This window comes from Nitrosomonas aestuarii (assembly GCF_003046585.1).
GTDB classification, from domain to species: domain Bacteria; phylum Pseudomonadota; class Gammaproteobacteria; order Burkholderiales; family Nitrosomonadaceae; genus Nitrosomonas; species Nitrosomonas aestuarii.
Genome location: NZ_QAAE01000004.1, coordinates 54,579 through 69,399, shown reverse-complemented (window position 1 = coordinate 69,399; position 14,821 = coordinate 54,579). Strand labels below are relative to the sequence as shown.

Here is a 14,821-nt window from a genome sequence, read left to right as displayed (position 1 = left end):
TTGGAAATTATATGCTTGTAACATTTAAAACTGATGTAGGTAACCTAAGCATGTTTAAAGATGTTGCGCTTCATATGATTAAAATGATGGGGCATAGCGCCACCATACCTGGCGCTATTTTGGCGGCAGATGTGCCTTCGGCGCTAAATCGATTAAAATCCGGTATTAACGAAGAAAAAATTTCTCCGCCAGCCGTTGAAGATGATAATGAAGATAAAGACGAAGACCAAGACCAAGACCAAGACGAAGACGAACCTGTAGTGAGTATAGCTAATAGAGCGCTGCCTTTAATTGATCTACTGACAGCCGCAATTGAAGCAGATTGTAATGTAATGTGGGAATAAATTTTTTAAACAAATTGATACTGAATGTATTTTAAATGTTTTTGTTTAAAGTAAATTTAATAGGTCAAATTGATCGAGTGCATTGTCAATGTGTGAGTAACTTTGTGAGTAACTATAATATTCATAATCGTATAGACACTATAAAAAAATGGTTTTAGAGTTTTTTATGAATCCCTATCTCTCGCGGACTATTGCTGGATGAATAAAGCTGACAAGGCAGGCTCTAAATCCTGTTTGGTGCCGCTCAACCCAAAGGGTTCGATACAGTCATATGGTCCAAAGAGAAATCATTAAACTCCCAGCTTGGCCTAATAGCTGTATTGATGAGTTGCTATTTACACCGGATTTGCTGAATTACTAAAATTGAATGACAGGTGGCAGGGCGGGTACTGATGGTATCAGCATATCGGCTGCTTCTTTAGGAATCAGCATCTCTTTTGCCTACATTGAACCATGAGAGAACTCCCCGCAGACCTAGAAATTTCCATGATTTTTCTTTGTGCCTTAATTCCATTGTCATTTTTTTGATTTTTTCGCACGAAGTAAGTTTACTCTGCGCATCGGTATACAGCCCTCTCGCTCTTTCTAGAACCATTTTGTTTAGGTCGCGATAGACATGCCGGTTACCTGGTATCGGTGACTTTTGTTGCTAAGCCTAGATAACTTGCTGATTTTCTAGATTGTACATGCCTTATTACCATGCCGTGCCTAAGCACAGTCCCATTTATACGTTGACATTATTATGATAATGTAACTTTTAGAAGGAGTCAGGTGGATGAATGTTCGGCGTAAATGGATACGGGAAGAGCTTCTGGTAGCACTCAAAATATACTGTGAGTTGGAATTTGGGCAATTTCATTCGCGGCAACCAAGAATTGTTGAAGTTTCAGAATATCTAAGCAGAACACCGAGCTCTCTTGCAATGAAGCTGTGTAATTTTGCAAGCTTAGATCCAGCAATGCAGGGCAAAGGATTAAAGGGTGCCAGCAAGGCAGATGCTGAAATTATTTTCGATTTTTTGTTAAACCCAGAACAAATGATTTTAGCTTCAGAGGCAGCCTATAACGAAATGCTTCACACTGATCGGACTACAGATCTTAGTGAATCTACAGCAAAGCCGTTCTTATATGATTTTGAAAAGTTTGAAGAGACTGAGCGCGTATCTCAGATTAAAATCAGGACAGTACAGCATTTCTTTAGGAAGGCTGTAATTTCAAGTTATCATAATAAATGTTCCATATGCAGTTTAAACCATACCGAACTGTTAATTGCTTCTCATATAGTGCCATGGTCAAAGAAAATAGAATCGAGAGCCGACCCTGCAAATGGTATTTCATTATGTTCGCTACATGACAAAGCCTTTGATTTAGGATTTATAGGGATAGATTCACATTATAAAATCCTTGTCAGCTCTTCTATGCAAGGTAAAAAAATACAGACATATGAGGACATGTTTTTGAGGTTCGATAACCAACAAATTCATATGCCATTTCGCTTTAGTCCTAATGCAGAGTATTTAAATTGGCATCATCAGAATGTCTTTCGTAAATAGTCGTGCGTGGTCTTTCAAAATGGTAATTATCAAGAAAAGTCAGCCAGCTTCGGAGTGACGTGGTCAGTTGGTGTTGTACTGTTTGTGTCTTTGCTCAAGCAGTCTGCGCGTGGCGTTCGACAGCTTCGAGCTGTCAATTTCCGGATTGAGTCAGACACCCAGAAAATGATTTAATGGATAGTGATAAGTGTCATCATGACATTTGAGTGCAGTCAAAATTGCAGTGCCTGAAAATAAACGGGCATCATACTGACATAAACTGACGACTGGAAATCGGTGTCCCAAACCCTGATTGTAACGCGTTTCAAAATCATTTAATTCTGCAGTCCCAACACCTTTTTGTAATGCCCAGGCCATGTCTCCCAGCACCCGCAGGCCTTTGATACCCTGTTTGTTGGCATTTAGAAAAGCGTTTTCAAAAAAAGTATATAGCTGTGTGCCGTCTGCTATACCTTCTGATAAGACAAGCCGGCCATCCTGGATATCCCGGTCAATACAGGGTCTGACGTCGCGAAGTTCATTGATAATAATTGTTTGAACTTCGCAGGTGGCGATCAAAAAACAGCGATCATCCGCCCGCAGTCCGTCAAGTAAAAAGGGTAATGCCAGTTTTAATCGCCCCAAATCAGTGTCATAGAAGGCACATAAGTGAGTGCCATAATTAATTGAGATACCTTCTAGATCAATGTGTGCAATTTTTGTTGAGGCCCGCTCCAGTGGAGTAATGGTACCTTGTGTCTGATTCTGTTCAAGATAGGCCAGAAGATCGCTCAAGCGAAACCTTCTTTCCCGCCTGACTCCGATTCGTAAACATGGCAATTTGCCAGAATCAGTCCAACGCCTTAATGAAATTTCACTGGCATTCAGGATTTTTGCCGCTTGCTTGATATTAAGCAGCGACTCAGCGGCATTATCAGTTGCGTTCATTTAAATTTCTCCTCAATGCTTAATTAATTTGTTTCCTGATGGAGTGGTATTGCGCTTTTGGGTTGCTGTCACAGAAACTTTGATTTTTATTATAGCATAGCAAAAATTTTATTTGATCGCTAATGATCATCAATGTATATTAAAGATAAGCTGAATATTAAAGATTTTAGTATATTGTGATTTTTTAAAAAACCAATAAGGATGACAAAATGGATTTAAAGCACGACACATCAGATAGCAGCGGTTTTTACAGTGCATTAAGTCACCCGCCCGAAAGGGGCGCTGGCAATTTGCCCGATTTATCCATCTATCGTTCAAGAGGTGCACCCGAATATGGCATTTTTCAATACAGGGCGCCTGCTGAAGGTTTGCTTCAAATTGGAGGGGCGCACAGCGCCGATACGAATTGGTCAGATCATTTTGAAATAGCCTGGACGAAAATGGGTAATAAGGGGCCGCTGGTCCTCTTTTTGCATGGCGTACCGACTAATCGTACACAATGGGAAGAAGTGCAGGGGCAGGTGTCACGCTTTTGTGAAACGATTTCAATAGATATGCTCGGGATGGGAGAAAGTTCCAAGCCTCGCCTTTATGGCCGGAAAAATGATCCGGCTCCGAATGATTGTTGGTATTGGATTAACGATGTTGATTACATCGAAAAACTGATGCAGCAGGAATATCCGGGGCGCAAATTTATTTTTATTGCTGATGACTGGGGAAGCGGTATAGCCTCGCATTACGCCGCCAGACATAACGATCGTCTGGAAGCATTGATACAAATGGATCCTGTCGCTTTCGACGGTTATCCGGTTAATGAAATACAGGCGATCGGCAGAGCTTCTGAAATTCCCAATACACCCGAGGGCGATGCGCAATTTGCCATGCTGTTCGCTGCCTTTGATCAGACGCTGGTACAGATTCTCAAGTCGATGGTTTATGACCCATCGAAGTACAACCAATACAATTTACGATACCTGACTTTTCCCTACATCGATGTCGATTATGAGCGTAATGGCGCGAATGATGGCATAACGGATGTTGCCCGTTCAACAACCATGCGTCTGAAGCTGCACAACCTGCGTGTACTGTCAGACAGAGCCGCTATTCTGAGTCCGGCTTTGTTGCTACCTTATCATTCGCTACATAATCCCAATGGCGTAGACTATCAGAAGATCGCCGTCCCAACGCTGATTATGTGGGGTGAATATGACAACATGATGCCAGCTGCACAGACACAGCGGTTCGCGCATGTGCTCGGCACGAAAGATGTGCAGATTAGTTATATCCCGCGGGCGGGCCATTTTCCCGCAACGGACAATCCGGACTGTGTGACCGATACAATCATCAATTTTATCCGTCGTGTAATGGGCCATCAGGCACTCGCTGACGTTTATATTGGCAATCATGGTATATGGAAAGGTGACGAGCGTCAGATGATTCGGGAACTGCGCGTTTTGCATGGTCTCTCAGAGTAGTCACCATAATTAATATGCAGCAAATGCACTATGAAAACAATCTTGACTGAATCTGATCTCTCCTTTGTGCGGTTTTGTTAAACAAGAGCGTATGCCCACGGATGCCTGTCCGCTAGTAAATGATTGTATGAAACATGATTAATCAGCAGGTTATTAACACGTTTTATAGATATTATGAATGACGATTTGAATACACAGACTTGGCTGAATGAACATGGTGATTATCTGTACAGCTATGCATTTCTAAAGGTCAAAGATAAGCATGTCTCCGAAGACTTGGTTCAGGAAACATTTCTTGCAGCAATTGTTGCAAAAAATAATTTTGCCAATCAATCAACTATCCGAACCTGGCTTACCGGCATACTCAAGCATAAGATGGTTGATTATTTCCGGCGGCAAGGGCGCGTAGTGGCCATTGGCGATCTGGTTGATCAGGATGACGAAGATAATTTGGATTATTTTTTTAAAACCAATGGCAGTTGGATTGAGAAACCGGATACATTTCCCAGTCCCGAATCATTATTTCAGCAGAAGGAATTCTGGAAAATCTTCCAGAAATGTTTGTCCGGACTAAAGCCCAAACAAGTGGAAATATTTCTTGCCAAAGAAATACACGAGACGAGTAGCGAGGATATTTGTAAGCATTATTCGATTACGCCGACCAATGTCTGGGTGATCATGCATCGTGCCCGGTTATCCCTGATTAAATGTTTAAAGATCCACTGGAAAGATTGATTGCCGGGAAATATATGTTGAATTGTAAACAAGCCAGTCTGTTGGCTTCACGCGCAATAGATCAAAAGTTGCCATTTTGGGAAAGAGGCATGCTAAAAATACATTTGTTGCTATGCCGTAGTTGCGCCAATTTCATCCGGCAGCTTGCGTTTTTGAAGAAAGCCTCGCGCCGTTCCAGAATCGATCCTGATTTTCAGCTGACTGACGAAGCCAGACAGCGAATTGCCAATGCTTTGCAGAATAAGCAAAAGGATCAATAATCGTATTGATAATGCCCGTAAGGCACTCGTTGTAATGTGTTTCTTTAACGATACATTAACCGATTCGCGGATGTTACGGGGATTGAGACTTGTCACTGGTGAACGGTTTCGTGGCATCGTGTCATAACACTTGTGGTATGTATGCATAAACTGCTTTGCTGGATTGTAATTTTCGTGCCTATTGTGTCATGGGCGGAGAGTGAACGTGTCGGTATTGCTCATTTTTCGCAGGGTGATCTTAGCGGATGGCAGTCAAAAGTGTTTGCCGGGCAAACAGTCTATGCGTTCGAACGTGAAGCAGATGGAATGGTTTTGCGTGCTGACAGCAGTGCTTCTGCATCTGGATTGTATCGTGCAGTCAGTATTGATTTAAACAAAACGCCCATACTCAACTGGGACTGGAAAGTGGCTAACATTCTGATGGGTAACGACGAACGTACCAAAACCGGTGATGATTATCCAGCACGCATTTATGTGGTTTTTTCCGGCGGAGTCATGTTCTGGCGCACACGTGCGATTAACTATGTATGGTCAAATAAGCAGCCTGTTGATAGCAACTGGCTCAATGCCTACACGAATAATGCGCGCATGATCGCCATACAATCAGGATCCGACCATGTTGGCCGCTGGATGAATGAGAGCCGCGATGTGCTTGCCGATTACCGGCGCTTATTTGGGGAAGAGCCTAGTGTCATTGATGCCGTGGCAATTATGACCGACACTGATAATACTGGCGCTTCTGCAACGGCATGGTATGGGGATATCTGGTTTACTGCACAATGAACGGTATAACAGATTACTGAAAGACAGTTTGCGTTACCGCTGAGACGTTTAAAACAGAAAAAAATACTTATTTCTTATACTTATGCTTTTTTGCATTCATCTAAAACGTTTTTCAATGGCTTGTTAATTGAATATTTTACATAGTATAAAGCGCAATAATTTATAATTAAATGACTGATATAAAAAGGAAAGAACCGTGAAGCTGCGTTGGTGGATACTCATTTTGCTTGGCCTGATGATTGGATTGTTTTTTGCATTCGATCTGCATCATTTTTTTAGTCTGGAAACACTCAAGACGAGGCATGAAGAGCTGAAGCAGTCTTATCAGACCCGGCCTTTGTTGATTATTGGCATATATTCGGCTGCTTATATTGTTATGGCAGCACTCTCCTTACCCGGCGCCACTGTGATGACGCTTGCTGGTGGTGCCATGTTTGGGTTATGGGTTGGCGTACCGGTGGTGCTGGTCTCTGCCACAATTGGTGCAACCCTGGCTTTCTGGGTGGCGCGCTATGTACTGCGTGAAACAGTGGAACGCCGTTTTGGCGATCGTTTGACAACTATCAATAAGGGATTGGAACGGGATGGGGCATTTTATTTATTCTCCCTGCGCCTGGTGCCTGCTTTCCCTTTTTTTCTTATCAATCTCTTGATGGGGTTGACTGCTATCCGTAGCGCCACTTTTTTCTGGGCCAGTCTGTTTGGCATGCTGGCTGGTACGGCGGTCTATGTCAATGCCGGGACCCAGTTGGCTGCAATTTCCAGTTTGTCTGATATTTTATCGCCTGAGTTGATCGGATCGTTTATTTTACTGGCCGCATTTCCATGGCTTGCGCGCTGGGGTATTGGCATGGCCAGGCGACGCCGCCTCTATGCGCGCTGGCCTAAACCAGCCCGGTTTGACCGTAATCTGGTAGTAATTGGTGCTGGTGCTGCAGGATTAGTCACCGCCTATATCGCAGCGGCTACACGCGCAAAAGTAACACTCATCGAAAGTCACAAGATGGGTGGCGATTGCCTTAACTACGGCTGCGTCCCCTCTAAAGCGCTGATTCGTTCAGCTGGTTTTATCAAGCAAGTGCGCGATTCTAAATCGCTGGGTGTCGCAGAAGCAAATCTGAGTTATGACTTTGCCGAAGTGATGGCGCGTGTGCGCCGGGTCGTTAAAACGGTGGAGCCACATGATTCAATAGAACGTTATACGCAATTGGGCGTGGAAGTATTGCAAGGTGATGCACGCATCACTTCTCCCTGGACAGTCGAAATGAACGGGCAAACGCTGACTACGCGGGCAATCGTTATTGCAACGGGTGCACGACCTGCTGTACCGGAAATACCGGGACTGGACGCTGTTCGTTATTATACATCCGATACTATCTGGTCGCTGACAGAACGTCCTGAACGATTGGTTGTGCTCGGTGGTGGTCCCATTGGTTGCGAACTGGCGCAGGCTTTTGCCCGTCTTGGCTGTCAGGTAACGCAGGTGGAGCGAGGAGATTTGATGATGCGCGAAGATACAGACGCAGTTGCCTTGGTAAAAGCGGCATTGCAGGATGACAGCGTGCGCATCTTAACGCAGGTTGAAGCTGTGCGTTGTGAAGCGGAAAACGGCACACAACGTTTAATTGTGCGCCATGAAGATGGTGATGAAGAAGCGCTGTCGTTTGACGCGTTGTTATGCGCCGTTGGCAGAGTGCCGCGTACGGAAGGTTTTGGCCTTGAAGCACTTGGCATCCCGGTTACGTCAAAACGGACAATTGAAACCAATGCCTGGCTACAGACAATTTATCCTAATATCTTCGCATGCGGCGATGTAGCCGGACCGTTCCAGTTTACACATACAGCGGGGCATCAAGCCTGGTATGCGTCGGTCAATGCGTTGTTTGGGAGCTTGAAGCGATTCAAAGTGGATTATTCCGTGATTCCGTGGACCACATTTACAAGCCCGGAAATTGCCCGAGTGGGCCTTTCGGAAGGAGAGGCCAATGCACGTGGTATTGCATTTGAGATAACGCGTTATGACCTGAATGATCTTGATCGCGCCATTGCTGATGAGGCTGCACATGGCTTTGTAAAAGTGCTGACGGTGCCGGGCAAGGATCGCATCCTTGGCGTCACTATAGCAAGTGAGCATGCCAGTGATTTGCTAGCGGAATTTGTGCTGGCGATGAAGTACGGTCTGGGTCTTAATAAAATATTGGGTACGATACATACTTATCCTACCTGGTCAGAAGCCAATAAATATGCAGCAGGAGAATGGAAGCGTGCGCATGTACCGCAGCGTCTGCTGACCTGGGTGGAAAAATATCATACGCATCGAAGAGGTGGAGAATAGAAAATTTTTTGAAACATATATTGTTGCTGTGTTTGTTTATGTTGTGGCAAACACAAGCCTGTTTCAGCCGGCAATGTCAAAATCAGCCATCTCAATCCCACCTTCGTCAAAGCCTCTCAAGCACGTTTTCTGCGGGATACTGGCCGCGTACCGGCATCAACACGGAATGGCAACAGCAAGGCTTATCCACTGCGTATTCTGAACAGGCATGAAATTGTCAATGACCGGTTTTTGGCGGCGAGGAGGTTATTATTACTTACTGCCCGCTATGCCGTTCCGGTACGGCTAATAAAGCAGAAGTGAATGGAAGTTTTATAAATCAGTGTCTCGGGGCTGCTTTATAATGACGATGTATTGATGTACGATCGTCAGACGCAATCTTTATGGTTACAAATTTTGTCTCAGGCAGTAACCGGATCCATGAAAGGAACTATGTTGTCTGCCGTGGTCAACCTGGGGATTGGTGTAACCACCATCCGAATATACTCGTATTAAGACAGGAGACAGGAGACAGGAGACAGGAGACAGGAGACAGGTTATATACCGGACGAATCCCTATGACGGATATGAGAAAGACAGCGATGTTATGTTTCCGGTGCGTTTTCGCTCGAAAGGTTATCGTCCCAAGGAACAGGTGTTGGGATTGATTCTGGATGGACAGACCAAAGCCTATCCATTTCTAGAACTTGCTAAAGAATCGGGTAAGATTAATGACATGTCTGGTAAACACCCGATTCAAATCCGGTATGATCATAACCATAAATCAGCCGAAATATTTGATGCAGATGGAACCGTTGCCCGGCTTCGTTTTATTCTGGTTTGCGTGGTATGCCTTTCAACCACAGACCGAGATTTACCGGACTCAATAATCTGATGGAAACACGACAGCTCAAACTTATAGTTAACCCTGATAACAGATGGATGTAATGAGAATCGTATTTGTATTCGTATCTTTACTGAGCCTATTTTTAATCGTTGCACTCAGTTTCTTTTGGCCAAAAATCGGGATGGTTTTACTAGTGCTGGCTGTGCCTTTGATTGTTATTGGCTGCTTTGATATGGTGCAGACGAAACATTCGCTGAGGCGCAATTTCCCGTTGATTGGCCGTGGCCGCTGGCTAATGGAATTTGCCCGACCATTTGTGCGGCAGTACTTTATCGAATCTGATATTGATGGCGCGCCAATTAATCGTATGTTTCGTTCGGTCATATACCAGCGTGCCAAGTGCAATCTGGACACAAATCCTTATGGCACAAAAATTGACACATATCGCCAGGGTTATGAATGGTTTGCGCATTCAATAGCAGCTTTTCATTTAAAACACCAAGATGCTGACCCAAGGATATTAATTGGTGGGGCCAATTGCAAACAATCCTATAGTGCCAGCGTGTTGAATATCTCGGCAATGAGCTTTGGTAGTTTGAGTAATAACGCCATTCGTGCGCTGAATAAGGGTGCCAAGACAGGAAACTTTGCACATAACACGGGGGAAGGGGGCGTTACTCCATTTCATCTGGCGCATAATGGCGATTTAATCTGGCAAATTGGAACCGGATATTTTGGTTGTCGTTCTGAGACGGGTTTTTTTTGCGAAAAGAAATTTACCGAAACCGCTGCACATGAAAATATTAAAATGATTGAAATCAAATTGTCCCAAGGCGCCAAGCCCGGTCATGGTGGTATTTTGCCAGCAGCGAAGAATACGCCGGAGATTGCCAGGATTCGTGGTGTGAAACCTTATGTGGCAGTCGTTTCCCCGCCAGCGCATACCGCTTTCTCAAATCCGGTTGAAATGATGCTTTTTATACAGAAATTACGGGACTTATCGAAAGGAAAGCCGGTCGGTTTTAAGCTGTGTGTTGGCAGACCCAGCGAATTTGTCGCATTATGTAAAGCAATGGTCAAAACCGGGATCAGGCCCGATTTTATCACCGTGGATGGCGCAGAGGGTGGGACCGGTGCCGCACCACTTGAATTCAGTAATTCCGTAGGCATGCCATTAAGGGATGGACTGCGAGTTGTTTGTGATGTTTTGACAGGTTTTAATTTGAAAAAAGATGTCAAAGTGATTGCAGTTGGAAAGATATTCACCGGTTTTCATATGGCCAGGCTGATAAGCATCGGTGCAGATTTGTGTTACAGCGCGAGGGGAATGATGCTGGCGCTGGGATGCGTGCAATCTTTGATCTGTAATACTAATGATTGCCCGACAGGTGTGGCGACCCAGAATGCAGGATTGACCAAAGGGCTGGTTGTCACGGACAAATCGCAAAGAGTCGCAAACTTCCACCGGGAAACAGTCAAGGCTTTGATGGAGATTCTGGCTTCGGCGGGTCTCAGTGACATAGTACAGGTCAATCGAACGCATGTATTCAGGCGGGTAGATCAGATTTGTATTAAGCGATACGATGAACTGTTTCCGTATCTCACGCCGGGATGCTTGCTGGAGGAACCTTATCCAGCGTATCTTGAAAAAGATGTCAAGGAAGCGTCTGCCGATAGCTTTTGTCCTGATAAGCATATTGCCAGTTGTGATGAAGGGCTGGTAGTCATCAATTAAAGAATATACACAAGTTTAAGAATTTTATGAAAGCGACTGATATTTTTGTAAAAGCGCTGGAAACCGAAGGCGTGGAGTATGTTTTTGGCCTTCCGGGCGAAGAAAATATTGATTTCTTGAATTCATTAAGGACGTCTTCGATAAAACTGATTCTTACCCGGCATGAACAGGCGGCGGGTTTCATGGCTGCAACTTATGGGCGTTTAACCGGCAGGGCCGGTGTGGTGTTAGCAACCCTGGGGCCGGGTGCAACCAATCTCGTTACTGCTGCCGCTTATGCACAGCTTGGTGCAATGCCTATGGTGATGATTACCGGGCAAAAACCCATAAAAAGCAGCAAACAGGGTCGTTTTCAGATTGTAGATGTCGTTGACATGATGCACCCGTTAACAAAATACACACGACAGATCCGCGGAGCTGACAGTATCCCGGCGCATGTCAGAGAAGCTTTTCGTGTTGCCGAAGATGAACGTCCGGGGGCGGCACACCTTGAACTTCCGGAAGATATCGCCAGCGACATAAGCGATATGCCCGTTATTCAAAAAAGTTTATTTCATCGCGCGATTGCGGATAACCGGTCAATTGAGGCGGCCGCAAGCATGATCGAGGATGCTGCGTGTCCGGTATTGCTGCTTGGTGCTGGTGCCAATAGAAAACAAACCTGCGGCTGGCTGCAATCATTTGTTGAGAAAACGGGCATTCCGTTTTTTTCCACACAAATGGGAAAAGGGGTGGTTGACGAACGGAACCCGCTGTTCCTGGGTACAGCGGCATTATCTGATAATGATTTTCTGCACCGCGCCATAGATCATGCTGACTTGATTATTAATGTGGGGCATGATGTTGTAGAGAAACCGCCTTTTTTTATGAAAAAGAATCACTGCAAAGTGATTCATGTTAATTATGTTACTGCGCCAATTGATCCGGTTTATTATCCCCAACTGAGCGTGATTGGTGATGTTGCCGATAGTATCGAGCGTTTATCTGAGACAATAAAGCCACAAAGAAGCTGGAATTTCTCTTATTTATTAGCTGTAAAGAAGAAACTTGAGACACATCTGCAGGAAAGGGCTGATGATTCACATTTCCCAATGTATCCGCAGCGACTGGTTGCCGACATGAGAAAAGTCATGCCGGATGATGGCATCATCGCGCTTGATAACGGGATTTATAAAATCTGGTTTGCGCGTAACTATAAAGCGCATCAACCCAACACGATTTTGCTGGATAACGCACTTGCAACTATGGGCGCAGGATTGCCTTCCGCAATGGCAGCCAGTCTTATTTATCCTGAAAAAAAAATCGTTGCGATCTGCGGTGATGGTGGTTTCATGATGAACTCGCAAGAACTTGAAACGGCGATACGCCTCAGCTTAAATGTCATAATTATTATTTTACGCGACAATGCTTATGGCATGATCAAATGGAAACAGACTCAAATGGGATTTGCAGACTTTGGGCTCGATTACGGTAATCCTGATTTTGTCAAATATGCGCAAAGTTACGGGGCGTATGGTCACCGGATTGCAGCCAGTGATGAATTGGAGCCACTCATGAAAAACTGCTTTATCGAACCTGGTGTGCATGTTATTGAAGTCGCTGTGGATTATGCTGATAACGACAGGATTCTGAACAAGGAAATCAGAACGTTGAGTCAATCGTTCGATTGATTGCTTCAGCAGGTGTTGAAAAACTATCTGCGTTGTTGTTGCGGAATTAAAACCATACGCTGATACAACAGCCGGAAGTGGGACAACCTCTGACACTAATCAATCCGCTGCGCTATTTTCTGATCATAGTGCGCGGCGTGTTTCTGGAAGGCGCCGGAATCGAACAACTTGCACCGCAATACTGGCCGATGGTGGTGATCGCTTTTTTTAATTTGTCGCCAGCCGGTTGGCTTTTTCGCCGCCGAATGTATTGATTGGTTTAGATAGCTTGGTATGCAGGAATGAGAGGGCGCCTTTACGTCTTTGGAAATACACCAGTAATGAGGATACTAAAGCGCTTTGGAGATCGCAATGATAGCAGGATCGTCTTGACTAATGTGCGACGTAAATCCAAGATTCTTGGTCAATCGGAGCATAGCGGTATTGTTCGCCAGTACTTCACCTTCCATTGTTTTGAATCCTTTAGCTTTCGCAGCTTCTATCAAACAGGTCAGGAGTCGTGATCCGATACCTTTTTGTTGCCATTGATCGGCAATTACCAGAGCAAATTCGCAACTTTCGATATCGGGGTTTGTTACGTAGCGCGCTACACCGATTTCAGTCTCTCGATGCTTTGCACTGATGACGGCGATCAATGCCAGTTCGCGATCATAATCAATCTGAGTGAACCGGATCAGCATTTGCGGCGTGAGTTCATAGAGCGATTGCATGAAACGGAAATATTTCGATTGTAGTGAAAGATTATGCACAAAGGTTTGTTCTATTTCAGCATCTTCTGGTCGTATCGGTCGGATGATAATGTCAGTGCCATCGGCAAGTTGCCACTGTCTCTGCAGGTGAGCAGGGTATGGGTGGATGGCCATGTGTCCGTAGGGTTTCAGCATCGGTGCCTGTGCATCAACGACTACACGGACATCCAATACCACCGCATCATTTTCATCAGCAATAAGCGGATTGATATCGAGCTCACAAATGCGTGGTAATTCGCACACCATTTCTGATAAGCGCCGCATCACATTTCGTATGGCGGGAATACTCACGGCAGGAAAATTACGAAATTGCCCCAGCAGTTTCGAGATGCGGGTCTGGTTAATCAGGTCTGTGATGATAAAATCATTGAGCAGTGGAATGGCTACGGCATGATCCAGTAATAACTCAACCATAGTGCCCCCTGCACCAAAGCTGATAATCGGGCCAAATACAGGGTCACGAATCACGCCGACCAGGAGCTCTCTTCCATGAGGATGATGGTGCATACGTTCTATCGTGACACCCTCTATTTTAGCGTTGGGACATAGTGCCTGGACGGTGGCGGTCAATTCGTTATAAGTACCGCGTACTGCGTGTGCGTTAGCGATATTTAATTGCACGCCATTGACATCGGACTTATGACTGATATCCGGTGAATTGATTTTCATTGCAATGGGGAATCCAAGGGATTCTGCTGCAACCAACGCCTCATTGCCCGATCGTGCTGAAATTGCAGGCATCACGGTTATCCCAAATGCGGTCAGCAATGCTCTTGCCTCAAGACTGTTAAGCGTGGTGCGCCGTTCTGCAAGAGCACCATCGATGATCATGTGTGCACCGTTGATATCAGACCCGCTGCTACGCATCAAGGGCTCCGGGACCTGCATCAATAATCTCTGGTTACGGTGGTAGCTGACAAGATAGGTAAAGGCTTCAACGGCAACATCGGGATTTGGAAAAAAGGGTATCTTATGCTTTGCAAACAGCTTTCGCGCAGCTTTTACCTGTGGTTCACCCATCCAGCAGGCCAGCACTGGCTTGTTTGTACCCGTAGACGCTTCAATCACCGCTTTTGCAGCTTGTAGCGGTTTTGTCATTGCCTGTGGCGTAAGGATTATCAATACTCCGTCAATATGAGTGTCGTGCAAGCAGATTTCGACTGCGCTGCGATAACGCGCGGGGGTGGCGTCACCGAGAATATCTATCGGATTGCCGTGCGACCAATGTGGCGGCAAAGCAGCGTTTAGTTGTTGTATGCTTGTTTCAGTAAGCTGCGTTATTGCCACGCCCAAGTCAATTGCCCGGTCAGTGGCCATAATACCCGGACCACCTCCATTGGTGACGATGGCGAGACGGTTGCCCTGCGCACGATGCGTAGTGGCGAGTAACTGGGCGGCTGAAAATAATTGTTCGATAGTCATAACACGCA

13 protein-coding genes and 1 pseudogene are annotated in these 14,821 nt (G+C 45.3%); 12 read left to right on the top strand and 2 right to left on the bottom strand.

Translation table 11 applies throughout. From position 1 onward, the window contains the following. The first annotated feature begins 11 nt into the window (after positions 1 to 11). Positions 12 to 344 (top strand): DUF1840 domain-containing protein, encoded by a 333-nt coding sequence (locus C8R11_RS04935; RefSeq protein WP_107794737.1) that lies wholly within the window; start codon positions 12 to 14, stop codon positions 342 to 344. Positions 345 to 1,119: 775 nt separating this feature from the next. Then, positions 1,120 to 1,896, top strand: coding sequence for an HNH endonuclease (locus tag C8R11_RS04930; RefSeq protein ID WP_107794736.1), 777 nt, complete (start codon positions 1,120 to 1,122; stop codon positions 1,894 to 1,896). 150 nt (positions 1,897 to 2,046) lie between these two features. On the opposite strand, the gene C8R11_RS04925 is transcribed toward C8R11_RS04930, so the two are convergent. After that, complete coding sequence (locus tag C8R11_RS04925; RefSeq protein ID WP_090701968.1) at positions 2,047 to 2,823, bottom strand: MEDS domain-containing protein; 777 nt, start codon at positions 2,821 to 2,823, stop codon at positions 2,047 to 2,049. Positions 2,824 to 3,032: 209 nt separating this feature from the next. Between C8R11_RS04925 and C8R11_RS04920 the strand changes: the two genes are divergently transcribed. From C8R11_RS04920 to C8R11_RS16065, 10 genes and pseudogenes are all read left to right on the top strand, one after another. After that, positions 3,033 to 4,298 (top strand): alpha/beta fold hydrolase, encoded by a 1,266-nt coding sequence (locus tag C8R11_RS04920; protein ID WP_107794735.1) that lies wholly within the window; start codon positions 3,033 to 3,035, stop codon positions 4,296 to 4,298. Between the two features lie 174 nt (positions 4,299 to 4,472). Further along, the gene (locus C8R11_RS04915; protein ID WP_107794734.1) at positions 4,473 to 5,033 is read left to right on the top strand and encodes a sigma-70 family RNA polymerase sigma factor; all 561 of its coding nucleotides are present in this window, start codon (positions 4,473 to 4,475) and stop codon (positions 5,031 to 5,033) included. After that, entirely contained in the window at positions 5,006 to 5,293 is a 288-nt protein-coding gene (locus C8R11_RS16070; protein ID WP_107794733.1) for an anti-sigma factor family protein, read from the top strand. The genes C8R11_RS04915 and C8R11_RS16070 overlap by 28 nt, the downstream gene beginning before the upstream one ends. Before the next feature lie 141 nt (positions 5,294 to 5,434). Then, entirely contained in the window at positions 5,435 to 6,076 is a 642-nt protein-coding gene (locus tag C8R11_RS04905; protein WP_107794732.1) for a DUF3047 domain-containing protein, read from the top strand. A gap of 196 nt (positions 6,077 to 6,272) precedes the next feature. Continuing rightward, positions 6,273 to 8,411: an FAD-dependent oxidoreductase gene (locus C8R11_RS04900; protein WP_107794731.1), complete on the top strand. Its 2,139-nt coding sequence runs from the start codon at positions 6,273 to 6,275 to the stop codon at positions 8,409 to 8,411. 15 nt (positions 8,412 to 8,426) lie between these two features. Then, positions 8,427 to 8,906: pseudogene (locus C8R11_RS17125) on the top strand (DUF3179 domain-containing (seleno)protein). Beyond that, the gene (locus C8R11_RS15875; protein WP_342352457.1) at positions 8,902 to 9,285 is read left to right on the top strand and encodes a DUF3179 domain-containing (seleno)protein; all 384 of its coding nucleotides are present in this window, start codon (positions 8,902 to 8,904) and stop codon (positions 9,283 to 9,285) included. The pseudogene C8R11_RS17125 and the gene C8R11_RS15875 overlap by 5 nt, the downstream one beginning before the upstream one ends. A gap of 133 nt (positions 9,286 to 9,418) precedes the next feature. Next, entirely contained in the window at positions 9,419 to 10,972 is a 1,554-nt protein-coding gene (locus C8R11_RS04875) for an FMN-binding glutamate synthase family protein (RefSeq protein ID WP_219908543.1), read from the top strand. Between the two features lie 26 nt (positions 10,973 to 10,998). After that, positions 10,999 to 12,642, top strand: coding sequence for an acetolactate synthase large subunit (locus C8R11_RS04870; protein ID WP_107794729.1), 1,644 nt, complete (start codon positions 10,999 to 11,001; stop codon positions 12,640 to 12,642). 77 nt (positions 12,643 to 12,719) lie between these two features. Beyond that, positions 12,720 to 12,896: a P-loop NTPase family protein gene (locus C8R11_RS16065; RefSeq protein ID WP_181258158.1), complete on the top strand. Its 177-nt coding sequence runs from the start codon at positions 12,720 to 12,722 to the stop codon at positions 12,894 to 12,896. A 75-nt stretch (positions 12,897 to 12,971) separates the two neighbouring features. Here C8R11_RS16065 and C8R11_RS04865 read toward each other — a convergent pair whose 3' ends face one another. After that, positions 12,972 to 14,813 carry a bifunctional acetate--CoA ligase family protein/GNAT family N-acetyltransferase gene (locus C8R11_RS04865; protein ID WP_342352456.1) on the bottom strand — a complete coding sequence of 614 codons (1,842 nt, stop codon included), beginning with the start codon at positions 14,811 to 14,813 and terminating at the stop codon, positions 12,972 to 12,974. Positions 14,814 to 14,821 lie beyond the last annotated feature (8 nt).